Raw genomic sequence first — 24,025 nt, 5'->3', positions numbered from 1 at the left:
CTCATACGCTTAACTTGGAGTCATTGATCATTTTTGATCATATCAACTACTGCTGTTTTTCTTATATTCATAGATGATAGGTATGTTGTTGCAATTGTTACTATAAAATTTATAATGATAACAATCAAATATTCTCTGTATTGTATCTTAAAGATGGGATTTATATATATAGCTAAATATTTATTATATAAAATATATTGAACCAACACTCCAAAGATAATTACTACTACACTTGATATAGCTCCATATAAGAACCCTTCAGCTAAAAACATCTCTTTCAGGCTTTTGTTTGTAGTGCCGACAGCTCTTAACATGCCAAACTCTCTCATTCGCGATGCAATATTATATTTAATATTGTTTGCTATATTAAATACTCCCATAATGAACAGTATCATTACAATTGCATTTATAAATCTGTGCTTATTTTCATTCAGTATATTAAAATTTTCTATTTCTTTATCTAAATCTCTTAAAATTACTCCAGGTTTCTTATCAATTATTGATTTAATCTTTTTATATAAGACATTATGATTTACTCCTCTTTCTTTGTTGATGCTTATAATCTTATACTGAGTTATCCCCGTATCCTTTTTAAATATATCCGAGGATAGGACAACATCAACGCTGTTATTTACAGTATAATAATTATCGTAATCCAACAGATTGTTTACTATTGCCGTCACAGTATATTCTTTATATTCATAGCTATCGTCATTATAATTAATTTTCCAGCTTTCCTCAGAATTTGTTCCCTTGTTTGAAAAAGCAACTCTTATTTTATCTCCCACTTTGAAATTTGCAACGTAAGGCCTTTTATTTTCTGTATTTATGGGATTGGGTATCCTCACAATGGCAAGATTTTCTTTTTTCATCCTGTCAATATCAATTTTACCTTTTACCAAATATTTTCTTAACTTGGCAAGAGATTTATCATCATAACCGTACATATTATCTTTTAAAATATATTCTTCCAATTTATCCGTCGCCTTTAAATTTTTGACTAACATTCCATTCATCAAATCTTTTATATATGGAGTGCTGTTTAAATTTTCAAAGTACATAGGTTCTGATATATGTTCACTGCTTAGCATAAGTCTTGAATATATTACCTGTATAGCTGATAAATCCCTTACTCCGTTTAATGACCTTATTCTCTCTAGTTCTTTGCTGCTTAGCCCGTCGGTTTTTTTCGCACCGGGTACAAGATTTATTTTATAGTCGGAATTATACCCTATGCTATCTGCTATATTGTCTACTTGCCTTTCTTCTAAAAAACTTAAGTAGCTTGCATTTATAAAAAGTATGCCTGCAATACTTATTGATAGTATAATCATTATAAAGCTTCTGCTGTTAGAAAGAATATTCCTTATAGTTACAATTGAATATATGGACAGGTTTTTCCCTGAGGCTACTTTCTTATATATTTTTTTATTGCATTTTTCTCTTAGTCCTAAATTTTTTCTTATAGCTTCTATAGATGATATCTTTGATATGGTTATATAGACTGCAATAACAATCAAAAGTATGACGGCTGCTGTAACAATTACAGGTATAATAAAGGCTTCCTTAGTTATAACAAGCCGGCTTATGTTGACAGCTCCTTCAGTAAATACATTTCCAACTAAACCGCTTAACAGCTTTGAAACGATCAGACCTAATATAATACCTATAGGGACACCCATTGCACTCAATATAAGCAATTCATATAATGTTATTTCCATCAATTGCTTTCTACTGCTACCTATAGCTAATAAAATTCCGTATTCTGATATTCTTTGAAGAATTGATATGCTGTATATTCCATATATAACTATAAAAGAAGCTACCAATATTACAAGTAATGAAAAAATATTGTTTTTATATATATTATTTAATTTCCCATATGCCTCTATTAGCGTCGTGTTTTTAACTATGTCATCGCTCTTCACATTCAATTTCTTTGCCAGTAAAGACGTCAATTTATTTATATTGTTTTCATCTTTAAATGTCACCATAGAAATATTTCTGTTTCCTTTAAAATCATCACTAATAGGCAAAAATGCCTGTAAGGTCATACTTCTTTTAAATTCTGGTCTGTCTTTCAATATTCCCACCAATTTATACGTTTTTGTTTCCCTTCTGTCTTCCAGCTTAAGTTGCAAGTCACTGCCAACTTTAGGTTCTTTCCCAAGAACATTTAAGACCCACTCTTCAACAGCAATTTCATTATCTTTCTCTGGATATCTTCCTTCTTTGATAAATGAATTACCACTGAAAGAGCTTCCTAATTTTATGTATTCTTTATCTGCCCTTAGAATATTCAAATAAAAATCATCAGTTAAGGCAACCGAATCATAATACTCTGCAAATCCTCTGTCTTTTATTGATTTATCCTTTTTTATTTTCTCTATCTGATCATTGTCTAATTTTGTAAAAACCGCATGGTAACTTCCTTCGTCATATTTTATACTATCAATATTTGCCTGGTTGGCACTTTGGCCCAATATTATTATACTTGCAATAACAGCAACACTTAGGATTATAGCCACCAACACAGAAAAAGTCCTTTTTTTGTAATGTTTGATATATTGTAATGATAATTTAAACATGTATTATATGCCTCCTAACTAAATGCACCCTTAAATATTTGTCTATTTGTTCTTGCATCTTGCCTAATACTTTTACCACAAATATTTCAACATCATTAAATTCTCTCTTTATAGTTGATGCGCAAGAAGTTCCATGTCCATTCTCGCCATTATTATCTTTATCGTATTTCTCCGTCAACGATAGATAATATTCTGTCTGCACTTTGTGCTATATTTTCATTATGTGTTATCAATACAAGTGTCTGATTATATTTTTTAATAGAATTTTTTATCAGGTTCATTACTTCACCTGTCGTTTTTGTGTCTAAATTCCCCGTGGGTTTATCTGCTAAATACTTTATGTTTATATCTTTTAGCGCATGTACTTTATTTTCACCCCTTCCGTAAACTTTGTTTAAATTTATCGTTTTTAATATAACCATATATAAATGCTCCTCTCCTAATTTATTGTGCTGATAGATTCTACTATACTCATACGCTTAACCCTTCTTGATACAATAAATGTAGCTGAAAATCCTAAAAGGATATTTACTATTATGATGAAAAGATATATTTTCCAATCAATTGTAAATTTTGGAGTGATTAAATTTGGACCTAAGTATTTAAATAATATTACCTGTCCAGTCAGTCCAAATATCACAGACAAAATACTTGAAAATATTCCATATGTCATACCTTCAAATGTTATCATCTTTCTGAATTCTTTGTTTGTAATGCCAACGGCTCTTATCATGCCAAACTCATTTACTCTCGATATTAAACTGTAACTTACATTATTGATTATATTTAAGAAGCTTATGGCAAATAGTACTATTACTATGGTATTGATAAATATAAGCTGATTTGTCGCAAATGCCTTTATCTTCTGCTTTTCATTGCTTAGATTTAAAACTGTCGCTCCTTGTGTTCTTTTAGCAATTTTTAAAATCTGATTGTACAATTTTTCACTGTTATAACCTGGTTTTACATTTATATCAATGAGTCTGTAATTTTTAAATCCGCTTATTTTCTGTAAAATATCGTTAGATATGACAACTTGAACACTATTATTGCCTGCATAATAATCGGAAGAATCTATTAATTTTTCTACTATTGCTCCTACAGTAAATTCTTCCTCTTTAAATTGTGCATTTGCATCTTCCATTCTAAAAAATTCTTCTCCTGTATCCCCATCTTTTCTAAAACTTTCCGTTATCTTGTCTCCAACTTTTAAATTCACCACATTAGGACTTAAATGTTTAGTGTTCATTGGATGAGGTATAGCAATGATAGCAATTTTTTCCTTTTTCATTTTTTCTATGTCTATCTGTCCTTCTTTTACATATTTTTTCATCTCTTTAAGAAGCTTATCATCATATCCATAAATATCATTTTTCAATATGTACTCGTCACTATTTGGTTCTTTAACAAGCAGGCCATTAAGTACTTCTTTAAAATAAGGAGAGTCATTTATCTGTTCAAAATATAAAGGCTCAGCTATATTTTCTTTTTTCAGTTTCATTCTCCCGTATATCGGCTGTATTGTTTTAACTTCTTCTACACCTTCTAAGTTTTTTATTTCTTGGATGTCTTCAAGGGGAATACCCACTGATAAATTTGTACCGGGTATTATTTCTATTTTATAATCGGTATTTATCTTTGATGTTTCGGCCTCTTTATTTATTTGAGCTGCTGTAAGCTCTGCATAAAAATTTGATACTATGAATATAGTGCTCCCCAAGCACATAGATAGAATTATCATATAGAAACTTTTTTTATTTCTAAAGATGTTTCTAAATGAAATATATTTTGAAAATGGTAGAATTCTATATAAGAAATCTGTCTTAATTAATACTTTTTTGTATTTTATATCCGTGTTTAAATTTTTTCTTATTGAGTCAATAAGCGTTAGCCTTTTTACGCTTCTATATGTAACCAAAGTAACTATAATTATAGAAATAAGGTTAATTATTATGGACATCAAGAAAACTCTCGGAGATAGAACTATATTTTTTATGTCGACTTTTCCTTCTGTGAATAGATTTCCTGCTATTGAACTTAAAAGTTTCGCTCCCGCAAGACCACCCACAATTCCGATTGGTGTGCTAATAAATAGTAAGGTTAATAATTCATAAAAAAGCAGCATCAAAATTTGTAAGGAACCTGCTCCAACTGCCCTCATTATTCCATATTCAGATAGCCTTTGTAATATGGCTATATTGAAAATGCCTAAAATTACTATTAATGATACTACCCCTGCAACAAGTGATATCAATAAAAAAGTAGGATCTATTTTTTTGCTGCTTCCTAATGATTCCAAAAGCATATTGTTTTTTCTAACATATTTATTATCTATTTTCAAGTGCTCGGTTATGTTTTGTATATCTTTATTTATGCCAGTATTTTCATCAAACTTTACATAAACTTGTGCATCTTTATAAGAATCATTTTCATTTAGATTAAGGATGGCTTCCATCTGCCCTGATGATTTTAACCGTGGCCTGTCTTGTAAAATCCCGGTTAAAATGTATGTTTCGTTAGTCTTTTTTCCATATAAATTGAAATTAATCTTAGTACCTGGCTCCGGATTTACCCCCATGTTTTTTAAAACCCATTCTTCTATAGCTATTTCATCATCTTTTACCGGAAACCTTCCTTTTATTACCTTAGAATTAGTTAACTGTACATAATCTTTATTTGCCTTTATTATATTTAGAATTATTCGCCCATCAGGTACAGTAGAATCGTAATATGAAGAGATGCCAACTTTTTCAACATTCGGTTCATTTTTTATCATTTTGAGTTTTGATTCATCTATATCGATATTATACCTAACATGGTAGATTCCGCTTTCATATTTTGTTTTAGTTACATTAGCATGCTTGGCACTATCAGCTAGAGTTCCAACTCCTACTATTAATGCTGTACATAAGATAATGCCAAGACAAATAGCTAATGATCTTGATCTATACTTTTTTATATATGCTGAAATTACTTTAAAAAGATATTTATTCATTTTTGCCCCCTCATTTTATTAATTTCTTATTATGTTAGGGATAAACGTTCATAACCGGTATAAAAGATTAACTCTTTGAATCGCATATCTTTTTTATTCAATTACATTAAGACCTTCTACTATATTAAGCTTTTCTACTTTCTTTGCAGATACATAAGATGACAATATACATATAACTATAACTATAGCACTGTACAATAGTATTGGTATAACTGGAAATTTAAATTGAGGCAAATGAGTAGCACCAAATCCATGGCTATAGTCTTCATTTAGCATTTCATAAAATCTATAAACTCTATATCCACCTATTAAAGCCGCTATTATGCTGCTTAAAAGGCCATAAATAATCGATTCTTTTATTATCATGCTTTTAAGCTGTTTGGCTGTCATGCCTATTGCTCTAAGTGTGGCAAACTCATTTGTACGTATCAATAAGTTGGTTTTTAGCGTATTATATACATTCATGCCTGCTATTAGCAGTATTAGTGATACAATCAAAAAATCGGATTTTAATTTTCGAGTACCAAAGTTTTTATATGTCTCAATATAGCTTAGCTTACTTTCCATTTCTGCAAATGGCTTATTCTCTAAAATCTTGTTTATTCTATTATACACATAAGTATCCTTTCCCGGTTTAGACTGCACACTGATCTGTTCATATGTACTTTTCCCTGAAATGGTCATTAAGTATTTCTGAGGAAGTATTACCTCCATATACCTTCCTCGCGTACTATCCCCTCTAAATATCCATTCCTGTTTTAGTAGTGCACCTACTCTGACATTTTGCTCTTCATATGTTATCTTATCACCTTTGGCAACAGGAATCCTTATGGTTATGATATCACCTACATTTAAATCTTTTCTAATTCCTTCGAGCTTATGATTATTTAAAATATCATAATAATAGTTATACACAACTGCATTTGGATATTTATCTGATGAATTATTCAGTGATGACATGTACCCTTTATCTATATACTTCTTAAATCCCTGCAACTGATCATCATCATAGCCTTTTACTTCTATCGTTGTTTCCACATTTTTATTTGTATTTGAAATTCCATTGTACTTTTTAAAGTCATTATCTAAATCATTTACCTCAGATTCTAAAAACCCTATCATAGATACCTTTGTCCCTACTTTTTTTACTCCATCTATCTGAGATATGGCTTTTAAATCATCATTTGTATAACCTGTAAAATAAGGGTCTGTATTTGCACCAAATGATAGTTTAAAATCATTATCCTGCATGTTGGTAATTGTAATAGACATTGCACTAATTAAACTTTCCTTATTAACAACTGCGATATCATTTATAAATAAATATCCTGCCATTGCTGCTGATACAACTATTATTATAGTCCTCCACTTATTTCTCCACACATTTTTATATGCCATCTCACCTGTTATACCAGATATCTTTTTTATAAACTTATGGTATCCTCTATTTCTTTGCTTTCCACCTGATCTATCGCTCTTTCTCATAGCTTCTATTGGTGATATCATGCCTGATATCCATATCGGTATTATGCTTGAAACTATGACAGTTAAGGCTCCAACTTTTACAGCATTCCATACGTTTTTCATGCTTATGTATACTGATGATTCTGATACATCTATATTGGTAGATACAAAGCTATACAGTTTAATTCCAAAGTAGGAAAATGCAATTCCCATCAGAAGACCAAGAACTAATCCAATGATTAGAATAAATAAACTTTGAAATCCTATTATCAGTCTCACTTGTTTCTTTGACGACCCTATAGCCCTCATCATGCCTATTTGTTTTATCATGTCTATTAAAGATATGTTAAACATGTTATATATAAGAAGAATCGCTGTAATTACTATCAATATATTAAACTGATATGTGAAAGCATTTGTGTTTTGAGCACTAAAATCATTAAGGGCTGCTATTAGCTGGCTATTTACTTCATAGTTCTGTCTCCCTATATTGTACCTTTCTCTTATCTGATTTAATTTTCCCGACAGATTTGCATTTGATTTTAGCTTGACAATTTCCTCATATGTTATAAGATTGTCAGGCAGTACATTATTTTCACCTTCTTTAAAGTATGTAAATCCTCTCAGTGAATAGTACCCCTCATAATATTGTTTGGGCTTATCTAATATCCCCACCAATGTGAACGACTTGTTTTCCATGTATATTTGGTTCAGGCCGTTTTCATCTTTATTTCCTTTTTGATTTTAAAATTTATTGTCTCACCCAGCTTTTCTTTAAGTCCCATCTTTTTTAAAGCCTGTGATTCTAATACTATTTCTCCTTGCTTATTAGGCAAATGTCCTTTTATAAGAGTGTATCCATTCATTTCTATGTAGTCTTTGTCTGTTGAATTTAATATCATTGAAATTCCATTATCAGTAACGAGATTTCCTAAATTAGCTGCTACTGCAGATTTACTTACGTCTTTATCATTTTTTATTTTCTCAGTCAAGTCTTTATTTAGATTAGTAAATATGCCCTGATATGTTCCATACATTTTGTAAATATTAGCAAGCTGGTTTCTGCTCTGGCTTTCAGATATGACGTTAGTCCCAAATACAAGCATTACTGCCAAAGCGACACCTAATACTAAGGCAATAGTCCTTCCTCTTTGTTTTTTCAGATATGCTAATGCTAAATGTATATATACGTTCATTTCTATCAACCCCTGTTTTTATATAGTTCCTGCATAACCTCCTGTATATAAAGACGTTTAAGTCATAAGAATGACTCACACATATACCATATTGATTCGCCACAAAATCCCGTGCTGCAAAATATAGAATTGCACTAATTTTTATAAAAAATCCTTTCAGTATTAATCAATAAACACTCGACTCTGACAGAGTAATATCAATATTTCTGTACTTTGATTTTAAGTCATCTATTGTAGGTTTTAGTTCACCATGTACGAAATTTGTAGAAATCTTTACAAGTATTTCATCACCTTTTTTAAACTCTTCTATATATACTACTTTAGTGTAATCTTCATTGTAATAGCACAATTGAATAGAGTGATTATAAGGATTAGATGGATTAGGATCTTTTTTGTATTTCCATGCATTGAAGAATTTTAAGCCCGTGGGAAGTTTATCAGGTATAATTAAATCATTATCTGATGCCTTTTTAGCAGCTTCTATTGAGTTAAATATATACATGTTGTCAAAAGTATTATATACATATACATCTTCCGGCAAATTTGGCTTCAAATCATCCTTATTTACTAGTGTATTGAAATCTATATTATATGTTACTATTCTTTTGACATCTCCGTTTAGTTCTTCATGTTTAACTATAAAATTTGTCTTTTTGTCAATCCAGTATGTGTCTGTTTTTATTCTAACTTTCGCTTTACTTTTTTTTATTTCTGTCTCAACTTTAATTACATTAGTATCGATACCGTCTAAATTTTCACTACCAACCAGCTTATAATTACCATATTTATATATATCATCCACTTGCGATTTTAGTTCCAACACAGGTGATGCCAATGGATTAGTCCATTTCAAAACACCTTTTTTCGCTTTTTTATCATAGTTCAGTGTTTTAGTGCCATCAGCAATCAATATTTGATCACACCCCTCCATTCGATAGCTTAATGGCCCTGCATATATTTCTTTCCAGAACTCCTTTTTTATCACTTTGTTATTTTTTATATTTATCTCTACCATGTTTGTATCAAGTACTATGGTTTTCACACTATCATAAGTCTTCTGCATTGCATAAACGACATTATAAGATGGTGATAAGGTACCATCTCCGATTTTTGTACCTATTAAAGGTAAATTAAATAATTGTATTGATGTGAAAAATATCAAGGTGGCAGCTATAAGCGATGACTTCCTTCTTCTTTTAGCTTTGATGCTTTCAATCACATCTTTGTCTTTATAGTACGTGTCTTTTAAATCTTTTAAATTTTTTAGCAGGGATATCGTTTCTTCATCATCAAAAGCCGATTTACTGTTAATATTTAATTTATCAATAAGCCTATTAAGGTCATCACTATTCATTTCGCAATGCCTCCTTTTTCATCAATTCACGCAATTTAATTATTGCTCTATACTGAATATTTTTTATGCTTGATGTACTCTTGCCCAATATCTTTGCGCAGTCTTTTAAGCTGAGACCTTCTATAATGCGAAGTTCTATAACTATCCTGTATTTTTCAGGCAAAGACAATAGGCAAGAATAAAGGCGATCTTTCTCTTCAAGATTTACAACATATTCTTCTAACATTATGTCATCAGAAAGCATCTCTACATTCATTTCATTAAAATGTATATCACTTATTTTCTTTCCCCTGTATTTATCTATCATAATATTCCTAGCAATGCTCTTTAAATAAGGCAAAAAGGATTTTTTATCCCGCACGTTTCCAAAGTTTTTAATTGCTCTTAAATACGTTTCTTGAACAATATCATTTGTATCGTCCATATCATTTACTCTATAATAGACATATTTAAATAATAACGGCCATGTTCTATCGCATAAATATTCAAGATCTGGATAATCCATTTTAACCATTTTAACCTCCCACATAAACTGCATCTATAATAAAAGACGTAAAAATTATAAAAAGGTCTCACATAAATATTTATGTAATACAAAATGTCAACTTAAAAAAAGAGATACTGTCGAAAATTTTATTTAACTTTTAAGGAACTTAATTAGATGTTTTAAATAATACAGTATTTTCATTATTCATGATACTTTCTATCTTTTTTAAATAATGGCCGCAATTCGCTATATCATTATATTCAAGGTATAATATAGATAATTTTGCGTAAACTTTTATAAGTTCCTTTCTATTATCAATATTTTCAAGAACATTTATTATTTCCTTATATAATAAGCATTCTAATAATACTAACTAAGCCAGGTTTTCACCCGGCTTATAATCCTTCATTTGATAAGATCATTCAAACAATGCTCTGACAAATTTTTCTGAATCAAATTCTTGAAGGTCGTCAATTCCCTCTCCTACGCCAATAAACCTTACTGGTATATCAAGTTCGGATTTTATCGATATTACAATGCCGCCTTTTGCTGTACCATCAAGCTTCGTCAAAATAATTCCTGTTACATTTACTGCTTCTTTAAAGATTTTTGCTTGCTGTACCGCATTTTGACCCGTTGTAGCATCTAAAACTAATAAAGTTTCAATATTTGCATTATCAAATTCTCTTTGAGCTACTCTATATATTTTTTTTAGTTCCTCCATGAGATTTTTTTTGTTGTGGAGCCTTCCTGCTGTATCGCACAAAATTATGTCAGCACCTCTCGCCTTTGCCGCTTTTATGCCATCAAATACTACTGATGCTGGATCAGAGCCTTCTTCATGTCTTATTATTTCGCAATTATTTCTGCTTGCCCAAACTTCTAATTGATCTATTGCTGCAGCTCTAAATGTATCTGCAGCTACAAGCAAGACCTTTTTACCTTCATTTTTATATTTATTGGCAAGTTTACCTATTGTGGTTGTTTTACCTACACCATTAACTCCGACAATTAAAATCAGAGCAGGAGATGTTATATTGAATGGTCTTTCATTAGCTTCCATGATGTTGTATATTTCTTCTGCAAGTAGATCCTTTATCTTATCGGCTTCTTTTATTTTTTGTTCCTTTGCTTTAATCTTAATATTATCTATAATTTTTTCAGTCGTGATTACACCAACATCAGATAAAATTAAAATTTCTTCTAGTTCTTCAAATAATTCGTCGTCTATTTTCCTTCCTAAAGACAAAATGCCATCAATTTTTGCCGTAAAATTACTTCTTGTCCTAGTTAACCCATCTTTTAATTTTTGATATAGTCCTTTTTTGTCTTTTTCTAAATTAGCATCTTCTTTTTTATTTTTCTTAAAGAAATTTAACATACTTTGCATTCCTTTCTAAGCAGTTTCTAATTTCAATGATAATAATTTTGAAACACCTTTTTCCTGCATAGTAACTCCATATAAAGTATCAGCTACAGACATCGTACCTTTTCTATGTGTGACAACAATAAACTGTGAATTTTTAGATAGTTCCTTCAAGTAAGATGCAAACCTGTCCACATTTGCATCGTCAAGTGCTGCATCAATCTCATCAAGTATACAAAACGGAGTAGGTCTTATTAATATCATAGCAAATAATAACGATATTGCAACTAATGCTTTCTCACCACCAGATAAAAGAGAAATATTTTGCAATTTTTTGCCAGGTGGCTGAACATTGATTTCTATTCCGGTATTCAACAGATCATCTGGATTTGTTAAAATCAATTCTGCACGTCCGCCACCAAATAATTTTTTAAATGTCTCTTTAAATTGGGCTTCAATTAATTCAAAATTATCTTTAAATTTTATTTTTATAATTTTATTTGTCTCGTCAATAATAGAGTTAAGAGAATTTCTTGCATCTACTAAATCATCATATTGTCTTTTTAAAAAATCAAATCTTTCCTTCACATTTCTATATTCTTCTATAGAATTTAAATTAACTACGCCCAAATCTCTTATCATTGCAGCAAGTTTTAATGAACGCTGCCTCAACGTTGAAATGCTTTCATCGATTAAGTAGGATTTAGCATTTCCAATTGTTATTTCATAATCTTCCCAAAGGCGATTTTTAATATTCTCTATTTCCATCTCAATCTTTTGAATATTTAAATCCAACCTTCGTTCTTTTTCTAATCTCTTTGAGTGTTCCTTCTCCAAAATAATTAACTCATTTTTAGCATCATTGTTTTTATCTACTTTCTGATTCAACATATCTTCAAGTTTTTGTATCTTGTTACTGGTCAATTTTAACTTATCATTTAAAGCGACATTTTCCTCTATAGATTTTTGTTTAGCTTCCTCATACGTTATTTTAGAACTTTCGTACTTATTAAGGCTGCTTTCAATTTCACTGATGTATTTTATCGTATTTTCATATTCTAATTGTTTTTCATTTAACTTAGAAATATCATTTTGTAAATTTTGCTCATATCTTGCCAATTCTATCTTTAAATTTGTAATTTCTGCCTCCAACTTATTCAGCAAGCCATTATTATTATCACGGTTGTCCTTGTAGTCTTTAATTATTTTGTCTAGCGATGATTTTTTTTCACTGAGGATAGAAATTTTATCTTTATAACTTTCAATTTCTTTGTTATAGTTTTCTATAGCTTCTTCTATTTGACTTTTTTCTATTTCGTTATCTTTTATAATGGCAGATAATTTTTCTATTTCGCTCTCTAAAGTCGCTTTGTTCTTTGTATATTCAGCAAAAATAATTTCTCTATTGTTAATATCCTTTGATAAATTATCCAGCTTTTCCTTGATTAACTCTGTCTTTCTCATTAAGCCTTCTTTTGACTTTTCCAATTCTTTCAAATCTTTTTCTAGTTTATCACATCTCTTACTTGCATATTTAATGTCTTCCTTGCGTTTTAATATGTTTTGAGATTTGTGATTGATGCTTCCGCCAGTTATTGAGCCTCCAGGATTTATAACTTCGCCTTTTAACGTGACTATTTTATATTGGTTTTTAAATTTTCTTGTCAGTAAAAGTGCCGTATCAATATCCCTTGTTATTATTACCCTTCCTAGAATAAATTTTATAGCTTTCTCAATTCTTTTGTCGTACTCTATTATATCAGAAGCCAATCCTACAACACCATCGACATTATCTAGTGATTGATCAAATGATTTATAGCTTATATTATCAAGCGGTAAAAATGTCGCTCTTCCAAAATTGTTTTTCTTTAAGATCGATATTAAATCTTTTGCATCATCTGTAGTTTTTGTGATGACATCTTGAATAGCTGAGCCTAAAGCTATTTCAATAGCCAATGAATGTTCACTTTTTACTTTAATAAGTTCACCGACAACACCTAATACATTTTGCTTAACTTTGTTATCAGTTTCAACGTATTTCATTAAGTTCTTTATGCTGTAGCTATAGCCTTCATAATCTCTGTCCATTTCTCTTAAGACTTTCAGTCTTGATAAATTACTATTATATTCATTTAGCATTCTTCCATATTCTTCATTTCTGATTTTGATTTCATTTTCTAAAGCATCTAAATCAGTTTCAACAGAATTCTTTTCACTATACAATTTTTTTATTTCTTCTTTAAGCGATTGTATATTACTACTTATTTTAATTATTTCTTCTTTTTTATTGTTTATATTGCCAAACAACTTCTCCTGTGTTTTGTTTAATTCATTTAATTTTTCCAATAAGTTATCTCTCATTATCTCAGTAGTTGAAAGATTATTCTTATTTTCCGCAACCTCATTTAAAATGTCTACAATATCTTCCTTTGCTGTCTCTACTTCCATTTGCTTAATATTAGATTCTTCTTTTATCGTATCATATTTCGAAGTCAGATCAATTAGATTAGCCTCCAATTCCATCTTTCTTGATTCTATTCTCTTTATATCATTTTTAATATTCTCTATGTCTTTCAATATTGTGGTAGATTTAGTTTTTCCTTCATCTAATGATTTTTTTAACCTATCTATATTTTCTTGACTATTTTTAATTTTTTCATTTAAAAGGTCTATTTTCCCATTTATAGTTTCTATATCATTTAGAGAATTAAAATAATCTTCTTTGTTTATATCTAATTCTTTCTTCAAATTGTTGATTTCTGATTCTTCATTATCAAGAGTTTTCTTTCGATTTTCAATTTCTGATTGAAATTTTAATATCTCTTTTTCAATAATATCTTGTTCTTCTTTAAGATTATTTAGCTTTTTAAACAATTCCTCTACTTCAAAATAATGTATTGTTATATCTACTCGTTTTTTCTCTTCTTGCAACTTTGTATACATTTCAGCTTTTTCTTTTTGCTCATATAGCGGTTCTAATTGATTTTGAAGCTCACATAATATATCATTTATTCTATTTATGTTTTCGTTAGTAGCAATCAACTTCTTTAAAGCTTCTTCTTTCTTGTATTTGTACTTTGATATTCCAGATGCTTCTTCAAAAATTTGTCTTCTATCTTCTGGTCGTGATACCAATATCTCGTCTATTTTACCTTGACCAATGATAGAATATCCATCTCTTCCAATTCCCGTATCCATAAACAATTCAAACACGTCTTTCAATCTGCACTGAGTTTTATTAATATAAAATTCACTTTCACCAGATCTGAATATTTTTCTGGTAATGACGACTTCCGTAAAATCCAGTGGCAGCGTGTGATCGCTATTATCAAGTGTCAAATTTACTTCAGCAAAACTTAAAGGCTTTCTCTTCTCTGTACCGACAAATATAACATCTTCTAATTTATTACCTCTCAAGCTTTTAATGCTCTGTTCCCCTAAAACAAGCCTTACAGCATCTGATATGTTGCTTTTGCCACTTCCATTTGGACCAACTATTGCCGTTATTCCCTTCTCAAAATTTAATATGACTTTATCAGCAAAAGATTTAAATCCTATTATTTCTAATCTTTTTAAAAACATAAGACCCTCCAAGTTTTTAATGTTGTCAAAAGAAAGCAACTTTTCATACAAGATAATTAAAACCTGCCAATGCAGGTTTTAATTATCTTGGCTCAACTATGAACTTTATAGCTGTCCGGGTCTCCCCTTCTATTTCTATCTCTGAAAAAGCAGGTATAGTAATTAAATCTATACCATTAGGTGCCACAAATCCTCTTGCGATTGCTATCGCTTTAACAGCTTGATTTACGGCTCCAGCTCCAACAGCCTGTATTTCAGCCACAGACTTGTCTCTTAAAACTGCTGCCAACGCTCCTGCTACAGATTTAGGTTGAGATTTAGCTGATACTTTTAGAACCTCCACTATAATAACCTCCTTAGTAGAATTGAAAATGAATACAAAATATATATTCTATATATATTTGTTAAATCCTTCTTTTTATAAAAAAATTTTTAAAGATTATATAGTGGCTTTATTTATGTAGTTTTCTATCGAATCTTTATATAATTGGCCATTAAACCCTATATATACATTATCTTTTGGAATATCAGCCATTTGAATTAATTTTATTTCTATATCATATTTTTTCTCTAGATAAATCTTATTTTTCCTCTTTTGTCCAATTATAATCGACGCTGATCTTGGATTAGTATAAATATCTACTAATCCATTTTTTATATTGTTATTATGAAATATACTATCTAAAATATCTTTTACAATTGATGATTTAACCAATTGCCCAAATGCCGGGTGAAAGGGCCCTGCCACGACGTCTCCATTAACATTAATATCGTCTGTCGCTTGTAACCCGATTCTAATCACATCTATATCATTTTTTTTAAATTTTATATACAGTATTTTTGATAATTCTACAGCAGCTTCCAGATCAATCGGATTGTACATACCAACTCTGTACATCTTTTCAAGATAAGTACCTTTTACAACAAGAGTCGGGTAAATCCTTACAAATTCCGGCTGCAGAGAAATTATTTCATCAGCCGTTTTTAACGATTTCTGCCTGTTATCTCCAGGCAAGCCTATCATCATTTGTAGCCCTAATGTAAAACCATATTGCTTTATTAATCTTGAAGCTTTCCTAACATCTTCATCCGTATGACCTCTTAGGCTTTTCAGCAATACCTCTTTGTCCATGCTTTGTACGCCAAGTTCTATAATCGAAACACCGTATTTTTTTAAATTTTCAAGAATAGTTTCATCTATATAGTCAGGTCTTGTTGAAAGGCGTATCGCATCAATTTCGCCTGAATTAATGTACTTTTCAGCTATTCTTAAAAATTTTTTTTGTTTCTCTAAAGGTATTCCTGTAAAACTTCCGCCATAAAAAGAGACTTCAATATGCGATTCTCTTGGTATAGTTTTTAGATATTCTTTTATAGTATTATCTACAAATTCTTCATCAACAGTAGACTTTAAACCAGTAATTTCATCTTGATTGCAAAATATGCATTTGTGTGGACATCCTAAATGCGGTATAAAAATTGGTATAATATAAATATCTTTCATTTTGTCAATCCCATCTTATTTAAAGCTTCCATGGCAGCATATTGTTCAGCTTCCTTTTTACTTCTTCCCATACCTCTGCCAAGCATATTTTCACCAACATAAACTTCTATGACAAACATTTTATTGTGATCAGGGCCGAATTCATCTGTAAGTTTATAGTTTATCTTGCCAGATCCCATTTTCTGCGTAACTTCTTGCAGCTTTGTTTTATAATCACGATATATAAGTCCACTTAACACTTCTTTTATTATTTCACTAAAAAGCCTCAAAACTATATTACTTATGGTTTCAAGATTTGAATCTAAGTAAATGGCTGCTATCAATGCCTCCATAGCATCAGCAAGAATCGACTCTCTGTTACGACCACCAGTCACTTCTTCACCTTTTCCCATTAGTAGGTATTTACCAAGCTCTATTTCTCTGGCACATCTGGCAAGAGAAGGTTCACAAACTATTTCTGCTCTGTATTTAGATAAATATCCCTCTTCTAAGTCGCTTCTGTTTTTGTACAGATACTCACTAATTATTATGCTTAAAACAGAATCGCCTAAAAATTCTAATCTTTCATTGCTTATACCTGTATTTTTGCTTTCATTGGCCCACGAACTATGTGTCAACGCATTTTTAAGCAATTTTTTGTTGTTAAAAACATAACCTATGTTTTTCTCTAGATTATTATATTTATTACTGATTTCCATGATTGTTCCTCTTTCAATATTTTTTGAATACTAATGTAGCATTATGTCCTCCAAAACCAAATGAATTTGATAAAGCATAATTTATTTCCATTTCTAATGCCTTGTTTGGAACATAATCTAAATCACACTCAGGATCTGGCGTCTCATAATTAATCGTAGGTGGAACAATTCCATTCTTAATCGCAAGTACTGTTGCTACTGCTTCGACAGCCCCCGATGCTCCAAGCATATGACCAGTCATAGATTTTGTTGAACTAACTTTTAGCTTGTACGCATGTTGTCCAAATACATTTTTAATTGCCATAGTTTCATATTTGTCATTGTATTCTGTAGAAGTTCCATGTGCATTAATATAATCTATATCTTCAGGAATAATGTCAGCATCCTTTAAAGCTAGTTTCATCGCCCTCGATGCACCCGCACCTTCAGGCGCTGGAGCCGTAATATGATATGCATCAGCAGTAGCTCCATATCCTACAATTTCACAGTAAATTTTTGCACCTCTTTTTATAGCATGCTCTAACGATTCAAGTATAAGCGTCGCAGAGCCTTCCCCCATTATAAAACCATCTCTATTGGCGTCGAAAGGTCTACATGCTGTTTTAGGATCATCATTTGTAGACATTGCTTTCATCGAACAAAATCCTGCAATTGCTAGAGGTGTTATAGCAGCTTCGCTTCCGCCTGTTACAATTACATCAGCATCGCCTCTTTCAATAACCTTGAAGGCATCACCTATGGCGTTTGTACTGGAAGCACAAGCGTTAACTATTGTCTCATTATGTCCTTTAAGACCAAAAGTAATAGATATTAGTCCTGCAGCCATATCTGCTATCATCATTGGAACAAAAAACGGACTTACTCTACCAGGACCTTTCTCTTTTAGTATATTTTGCTGATTTTCTAATGTCTCTATACCGCCTATTCCAGATCCATATATAACTCCTATTCTATCTAGATCCTCTTTCTCTAAGTCAAGTCCAGAATCAATCAAAGCCATTTTTGCAGATGCCAACGCAAATTGTGTAAATCTGTCCATTCTTTTTGCTTCTTTTTTATCTATATATTCAGTTGGTTCAAAATCTTTTACTTCGGCTGCTAATTTCGTAGGATATAAGGAAACATCAAATCTCGTGATTTTATCAATTCCAGACCTGCCATTAATAAGTGAATCCCACAGCTCATCTATACTATTTCCAATTGGAGTTATAGCTCCTATACCAGTTATTACAACCCTGTTCATAGATAATCCTCCGTTAAATAAATTATCGAATTAAGTCCCGCAAAAGCGGGACTTAACATTATTTTTCAAGATTTTTCAAATACTCCACTACATCACCAACAGTTTTAATTTTTTCCGCATCTTCATCAGGAATTTCAACATCAAATTCTTCCTCAAGTGCCATAATTAATTCAACAATATCTAATGAATCTGCTCCAAGGTCATCTATAAAAGATGATTCCATAGTAACTTCTTCTGGATCTACGCCTAATTGCTCTACAATAATATCTCTAATTTTTTCAAATTCCATAAAGTTCACCTCCTCTCAAAACATTCATATTAGAATAATATTACATTACCATTCCTCCGTCAACATTAATTACTTGTCCTGTAATATAATCTGAAGCATTGCTAGCAAGAAAAGACACAACATTTGCTATATCCTGTGGTTTTCCTGCTCTTTTTAATGGAATTGAATTTATCATTGCAGATTTTACAGAATCACTTAATATTTTTGTCATATCTGTTTCAATAAAACCTGGCGCAACTGCATTGACTGTAATGCCGCGCGATGCTAATTCTTTAGCCAAAGATTTTGTCAATCCAATAATTCCCGCCTTTGATGATGCATAATTCGCCTGTCCAGCATTTCCAACAATACCTACTACTGAGGATATATTTATAATTTTGCCTTTTCTTCTTTTTATCATATACTTAGAAACAAATTTTATTACATTAAAAGTCCCTTTTAAATTTATATCTATCACATTATCCCAATCTTCTTCTGACATTCGAAGAATCAAATTGTCTTTTGTAATTCCGGCATTGTTAACTACAACATCTATATTGCCATATCTTTTTATGATATCATCCACCATTTTTTCAACTTCTCTAAAATCAGAAATATCACATTTAATTGCATATGCGTCTACACCGAATTTCTTGGCTTCTAAAACTGTATCATCAGCATCTTTTGAACTTTTTGAATAATTAATGACGACATTGTAACCATCTTCTGCTAGTTTTAAGGCGATAGCCTTGCCTATCCCTCTTCCGCCTCCTGTCACTAATGCTGTTTTTATTTCCCTTTCCATTAATTTACCTCCAAACTCGATAGAAGTTTAACAAGCGTACCCATATCTTCAAAATTTAACGCTTTTTTGGTCTTATCTATCCTTTTCATGAATCCTGTCAGAGTTTTACCTGGACCTATCTCAACAAATGTATCTACCTCATCTTCAATCATTTTTCGTATAGATTGTTCCCACAAAACAGGACTGCTTACCTGTTTTACCAACATCTTCTTCACTTCATCCATCTTCAGGTAGTCTGCAGTAACATTAGTTATGACAGGAACAGACATATCATATGTATAGATTTGTTTCAAATCTCCTTCTAACTTAATGCCAGCTTCTTTAAGCATGCTGCAGTGGAATGGAGCACTTACTGGAAGCATAACAGCTTTTTTCGCACCTTTTGCCTTAGCTAGTTCAACAGCCTTTTCTAATGCTTTAATTTCACCTGCTATTGATAACTGACCTGGACAATTATAATTTGCCGGCTCCACAATTCCAACATCTTTTACATCACAGCATATGTTTTCTACAGTTTCATTATCAAGTCCTATAATTGCTGCCATTCCTCCGATTCCTATAGGAACAGCATTTTGCATATATTCGCCTCTCTTTTTTACAAGCTTCACTGCATCCTTAAACGATAGTACACCTGAATATACAAGTGCACTGTATTCTCCTAAACTTAAACCAGCAGTCACATCTGCCTTTATACCTTTATTTGACAAAACTTTTGTCAACGCAATGCTTACCGTCAAAATAGCTGGTTGAGTGTTTTCCGTCTTCATAAGTTCTTCATCGGGGCCTTCAAAGCAAAGTCTTGCAATATTATATCCTAATGAATCATTAGCTTCTTCAAAAACTTCTCTTGCTTCACTAAAGTTATCATAGATTTCTTTTCCCATTCCAGCATATTGCGCACCTTGACCTGGATAAATAAATGCAATTTTCATTATTCCAAGCCTCCATATAGATTTTTAATAATCTTTTGAGCATCATCAAATAATTCTTCTATTATCTCTTTTGCAGGCTTTATATCATTTATAAGGCCTGATATTTGACCAGCCATAACAGAACCATTTAAAACGTCACCATATACTACAGCATCCCTCAATTTGCCTTCTCCTAATTTCTCCAGTTCCTCTTTAGACGCTCCATTTTGCTCAGCTTTTTCAAATTCCCTTGTAAGGTGGTTCTTTAAAGACCTGACTGGATGTCCAGTCGCCCTTCCAGTTACAACTGCATCTCTGTCCCTTGCATTTACAATGTACTGCTTGTATTTTTCATTTGCTGTGCATTCTGTCGAACATACAAATCGTGTACCCAGTTGTACACCAGATGCTCCAAGGCAAAAAGCAGCTGCAACACCTCTACCGTCACCAATACCACCTGCTGCTATTACAGGAATACTAACAGCATCAACAACTTGCGGCACAAGAGCCATAGTTGTAAGCTCACCTATATGCCCTCCCGACTCGGTTCCCTCTGCTATTACTGCGTCTGCACCAATAGATTCCATTCTTTTAGCCAATGCAACAGATGGTACAACTGGCACAACTTTTATATTTCTTTCTTTTAATCTGCTTATATATTTCCCTGGATTGCCAGCACCTGTCGTTATCATACTTACTCTTTCTTCTAAAACTATTTCCATTACCTCATCCACAAATGGTGACATCAACATTACATTAACACCAAAAGGTTTATCAGTCAATGTTCTGGCTTTCTGTATTTGCTCTCTTACAAAGCTTGCAGGTGCATTCCCTGCACCAATAATACCAAGACCGCCGGCATTTGAAACTGCAGCAGCTAACTCAGCCGTTGCAACCCATGCCATTCCACCTTGAAATATAGGATATTTCAAACCAAATAAATCCGTAATTTTTGTATTTAACATATTTTCACCCCTATTTAAACCACTTTATTACAGTTGAACCCCATGTCAAGCCAGCTCCAAATGCTACCATCAGTATAATATCACCATTTTTTATTTTACCAGCTTTCAAAGCTTCATCCAATGCAACAGCAACAGACGCTGCGGACATATTGCCATACCTATCGAGATTTATAAAAACTTTTTCTTTAGACAATTTTAATTTTTTCATTGCTGCATCTATTATTCTGATATTAGCCTGATGCGGTATAAAAATATCTACATCTTCGGGTTTTAATCCGCATCTATTTAAAACTTCTATAGTAGCAGTATTCATAACATTTACGGCAAATTTAAAAACTTCCTGTCCATTCATGTGAATTGTATGCAGTTTATTCTTAACAGATTCCTCACAAGCAGGCATTCGTGAGCCACCAGCAGGCATATAAAGATGCATGCCATCTTTTCCATCAGCACCAATAAAATTATCTAAAATTCCATATCCATCTTTTACTTGTCCTACTATTGCAGCTCCGGCACCATCCCCAAATAAAACACAAGTATTTCTATCTTCCCAGTTTGTTATCTTAGAAAGCACATCAGCAGCTATTACAAGTACATTCTTATATGTACCATTTTCAATAAACTGTTTCGCAATAGAAAGTCCATATATAAATCCGGAACAGCCAACCTCTATGTCAAATGCTGCTGCTTTTATAGCACCAATATTCGCTTGCACAAGACATGCTGTAGATGGGAAGTTCATATCTGGAACTACAGTCGCAACTATTATTAAATCTATATCTTCAGCAGTTATTTTAGCATCTTCAATAGCCTTTTTTGCAGCTTCTGTTGCCATATACGATGTTGTCATAGATGGCGGAGCTATACGCCTTTCTTTTATGCCTGTCCTAGATACAATCCACTCATCAGATGTATCAACCATCTTTTCCAAATCTTTATTTGTCAACCTATTTTCTGGAAGAAAACTCCCTGTCCCAAGAATACCAGCCTTAAAAGTATTATTTTGCGACACTTATATCATCTCCAATCAATTCTATTTCCCTTTGTATGTGAGATATGACATCCATTTCAACGATCGTCTTTGCCTGTCTTATGGCATTAAAAATTGCCTTTGATTTTGAACTCCCATGTGCTTTAATAACTGGTTTTTTTATACCAAGAAGTGGAGCCCCGCCATATTCCGTATAATCCATCTTCTTAACAATATTTTTCAAACCATTATAAATTAAAATTGCACCTAGTTTTGTCAATAAATTTCTTTGAAGCTCCTGTTTTAACAATGAAGAGATTACAGATGCAGTTCCTTCCATTGACTTCAATATTGCATTACCAACAAATCCATCACAAGTAACAACATCAGCAATTCCATACGCTATATCTCTGCCTTCAACATTACCAATAAAGTTTAACTGGGAATTTTTGATTAAATCGTATACCTGTTTTGTCAGTTCATTTCCTTTTTCTTCTTCTGCTCCTATATTAAATAAGCCTATTTTAGGATTATCTATATTTAACATCTTTTGTGCATATACATTTCCCATTACAGCAAATTGAAACAGATTTATTGGTTTGCAATCAGTATTAGATCCTGCATCAAGCAAAATTGTAGCACCATTTAATGTTGGTAAAATCGGAGCCAAGGCGGGTCTGTCTATTCCTTTAATTCTACCGATTTTTAAAAGCGAACCAGCCATCAATGCACCCGTATTTCCTGCTGATAAAAAAGCATCTACTTCTCCTTTCTTTAGCATATCAATACCAACCGCCATAGAAGAATCTTTCTTTTTCCTGATTGCCGCCACGGGTGGTTCATTGTTTGTGATCATTTCTGTCGTATGTACTACAGTCAAACCTTTTTGTTCTTTAACATATTTATCTAAATGGTCTTTATTCCCTATAAGGACAATTTCTATGTTAAAATTCTCTAAAGCCTTATAAGCCCCTTTTATTATTTCAAGTGGTGCATAATCGCCACCCATAGCATCAACTGCTATTCTCAAGATTGTTGCATCTCCTTTTCAGTATTATCACTTTCTAATGATACTAAAATAAACTTACCTCTAAAAACTTCCTTATTTTTTACTTTTATCATAACCCATACGAAATATTTATTCCCTCTTCTTCTGATAACCTCTGCCTTTGCAACAAGACGATCACCTATCCTTACTGGATATTTATATTTTATATTTGCTACGCCTATCAACGCAACATCAGCATCAATTACAGAAATCGCCAAAGACTCTGCCTGTGAATATATATAATGTCCCCTAATAATTTTTGTCTTTAGAAAAGCCATATCAGGTGTCGGCTCAAAAACAGATATGCCACTTTTGCCCAGTTCTAAATCGATAAGCTCACCAACTATCTCACTTCCAACTATCGCTTTTACTTTACGATAGTTCTCTTCTGCAACATTTTTAATTCTCTCCCTAAGCTCTGGGATTCCAAGTTCCATCCTGTCAAGTCTTATTGTCTGTACGCTTACTGAAAACAGCTCAGCAAGCTCATCATCAGTGTAAAATGGATTTTTATCTATCTCAATCTTTAATTGTCTTAATCTCTCTTTTTTATTTAGCTTGGTGGCCACATTATCAGCTCC

At 31.9% G+C, this 24,025-nt stretch carries 20 protein-coding genes and 1 pseudogene; all 21 read right to left on the bottom strand.

The features are described 5' to 3' along the window. Nucleotides 1–20: 20 nt before the first annotated feature. Complete coding sequence (locus tag Q2T46_RS00255) at nucleotides 21–2,588, bottom strand: ABC transporter permease (RefSeq protein WP_303264762.1); 2,568 nt, start codon at nucleotides 2,586–2,588, stop codon at nucleotides 21–23. Further along, nucleotides 2,581–2,766, bottom strand: coding sequence for a hypothetical protein (locus tag Q2T46_RS00250; protein ID WP_303264763.1), 186 nt, complete (start codon nucleotides 2,764–2,766; stop codon nucleotides 2,581–2,583). The genes Q2T46_RS00255 and Q2T46_RS00250 overlap by 8 nt, the downstream gene beginning before the upstream one ends. Further along, nucleotides 2,747–2,920 (bottom strand): annotated as a pseudogene (locus tag Q2T46_RS00245) (ABC transporter ATP-binding protein); the annotation flags it as partial. The pseudogene Q2T46_RS00245 and the gene Q2T46_RS00250, both read right to left, overlap by 20 nt. 107 nt (nucleotides 2,921–3,027) lie before the next feature. Continuing rightward, nucleotides 3,028–5,583 carry an ABC transporter permease gene (locus Q2T46_RS00240; protein ID WP_303264765.1) on the bottom strand — a complete coding sequence of 852 codons (2,556 nt, stop codon included), beginning with the start codon at nucleotides 5,581–5,583 and terminating at the stop codon, nucleotides 3,028–3,030. A 93-nt stretch (nucleotides 5,584–5,676) separates the two neighbouring features. Then, the gene (locus Q2T46_RS00235; RefSeq protein WP_311062284.1) at nucleotides 5,677–7,746 is read right to left on the bottom strand and encodes an ABC transporter permease; all 2,070 of its coding nucleotides are present in this window, start codon (nucleotides 7,744–7,746) and stop codon (nucleotides 5,677–5,679) included. Nucleotides 7,747–7,757: 11 nt separating this feature from the next. Next, nucleotides 7,758–8,243, bottom strand: a complete 486-nt coding sequence (locus tag Q2T46_RS00230) for an ABC transporter permease (protein WP_303264766.1) — start codon at nucleotides 8,241–8,243, stop codon at nucleotides 7,758–7,760. A 166-nt stretch (nucleotides 8,244–8,409) separates the two neighbouring features. Next, complete coding sequence (locus Q2T46_RS00225; RefSeq protein WP_303264767.1) at nucleotides 8,410–9,597, bottom strand: hypothetical protein; 1,188 nt, start codon at nucleotides 9,595–9,597, stop codon at nucleotides 8,410–8,412. Beyond that, a complete protein-coding gene (locus Q2T46_RS00220; RefSeq protein WP_303264768.1) occupies nucleotides 9,590–10,111 on the bottom strand; it encodes an RNA polymerase sigma factor in 522 nt (173 codons plus the stop codon). The genes Q2T46_RS00225 and Q2T46_RS00220 overlap by 8 nt, the downstream gene beginning before the upstream one ends. 391 nt (nucleotides 10,112–10,502) lie before the next feature. Next, on the bottom strand, nucleotides 10,503–11,465 hold the full coding sequence (ftsY, locus tag Q2T46_RS00215; RefSeq protein WP_303264769.1) for a signal recognition particle-docking protein FtsY: 963 nt from the start codon (nucleotides 11,463–11,465) through the stop codon (nucleotides 10,503–10,505). A gap of 15 nt (nucleotides 11,466–11,480) precedes the next feature. Next, nucleotides 11,481–15,032, bottom strand: coding sequence for a chromosome segregation protein SMC (gene smc / locus Q2T46_RS00210; protein ID WP_303264770.1), 3,552 nt, complete (start codon nucleotides 15,030–15,032; stop codon nucleotides 11,481–11,483). An 82-nt stretch (nucleotides 15,033–15,114) separates the two neighbouring features. Beyond that, nucleotides 15,115–15,375: a stage V sporulation protein S gene (locus tag Q2T46_RS00205; RefSeq protein ID WP_013297966.1), complete on the bottom strand. Its 261-nt coding sequence runs from the start codon at nucleotides 15,373–15,375 to the stop codon at nucleotides 15,115–15,117. A 96-nt stretch (nucleotides 15,376–15,471) separates the two neighbouring features. Continuing rightward, nucleotides 15,472–16,536, bottom strand: a complete 1,065-nt coding sequence (locus Q2T46_RS00200; RefSeq protein WP_303264771.1) for an elongator complex protein 3 — start codon at nucleotides 16,534–16,536, stop codon at nucleotides 15,472–15,474. Then, the gene (gene rnc / locus Q2T46_RS00195) at nucleotides 16,533–17,234 is read right to left on the bottom strand and encodes a ribonuclease III (protein ID WP_303264772.1); all 702 of its coding nucleotides are present in this window, start codon (nucleotides 17,232–17,234) and stop codon (nucleotides 16,533–16,535) included. Before rnc ends, Q2T46_RS00200 begins: the two co-directional genes overlap by 4 nt. A gap of 13 nt (nucleotides 17,235–17,247) precedes the next feature. Beyond that, nucleotides 17,248–18,477, bottom strand: a complete 1,230-nt coding sequence (gene fabF, locus Q2T46_RS00190) for a beta-ketoacyl-ACP synthase II (RefSeq protein ID WP_303264773.1) — start codon at nucleotides 18,475–18,477, stop codon at nucleotides 17,248–17,250. Between the two features lie 58 nt (nucleotides 18,478–18,535). Continuing rightward, complete coding sequence (gene acpP, locus Q2T46_RS00185; protein ID WP_013297969.1) at nucleotides 18,536–18,766, bottom strand: acyl carrier protein; 231 nt, start codon at nucleotides 18,764–18,766, stop codon at nucleotides 18,536–18,538. Between the two features lie 40 nt (nucleotides 18,767–18,806). After that, a complete protein-coding gene (gene fabG, locus Q2T46_RS00180; RefSeq protein WP_303264774.1) occupies nucleotides 18,807–19,550 on the bottom strand; it encodes a 3-oxoacyl-[acyl-carrier-protein] reductase in 744 nt (247 codons plus the stop codon). Next, nucleotides 19,550–20,482 carry an ACP S-malonyltransferase gene (gene fabD, locus Q2T46_RS00175; RefSeq protein ID WP_303264775.1) on the bottom strand — a complete coding sequence of 311 codons (933 nt, stop codon included), beginning with the start codon at nucleotides 20,480–20,482 and terminating at the stop codon, nucleotides 19,550–19,552. Before fabD ends, fabG begins: the two co-directional genes overlap by 1 nt. Continuing rightward, a complete protein-coding gene (gene fabK / locus Q2T46_RS00170) occupies nucleotides 20,482–21,426 on the bottom strand; it encodes an enoyl-[acyl-carrier-protein] reductase FabK (protein ID WP_303264776.1) in 945 nt (314 codons plus the stop codon). Before fabK ends, fabD begins: the two co-directional genes overlap by 1 nt. 10 nt (nucleotides 21,427–21,436) lie before the next feature. Continuing rightward, nucleotides 21,437–22,438: a beta-ketoacyl-ACP synthase III gene (locus Q2T46_RS00165; protein ID WP_303264777.1), complete on the bottom strand. Its 1,002-nt coding sequence runs from the start codon at nucleotides 22,436–22,438 to the stop codon at nucleotides 21,437–21,439. After that, nucleotides 22,425–23,426 (bottom strand): phosphate acyltransferase PlsX, encoded by a 1,002-nt coding sequence (gene plsX / locus Q2T46_RS00160; RefSeq protein WP_303264778.1) that lies wholly within the window; start codon nucleotides 23,424–23,426, stop codon nucleotides 22,425–22,427. The genes Q2T46_RS00165 and plsX overlap by 14 nt, the downstream gene beginning before the upstream one ends. Beyond that, the gene (fapR, locus tag Q2T46_RS00155) at nucleotides 23,423–24,013 is read right to left on the bottom strand and encodes a transcription factor FapR (RefSeq protein WP_303264779.1); all 591 of its coding nucleotides are present in this window, start codon (nucleotides 24,011–24,013) and stop codon (nucleotides 23,423–23,425) included. Before fapR ends, plsX begins: the two co-directional genes overlap by 4 nt. Nucleotides 24,014–24,025: the final 12 nt, after the last annotated feature.

The sequence above is a fragment of the Thermoanaerobacterium sp. CMT5567-10 genome, assembly GCF_030534315.2.
GTDB lineage: Bacteria > Bacillota > Thermoanaerobacteria > Thermoanaerobacterales > Thermoanaerobacteraceae > Thermoanaerobacterium.
Note: the sequence above shows the minus strand (reverse complement) of the source record. Positions and strands in the feature narration are given on the sequence as shown.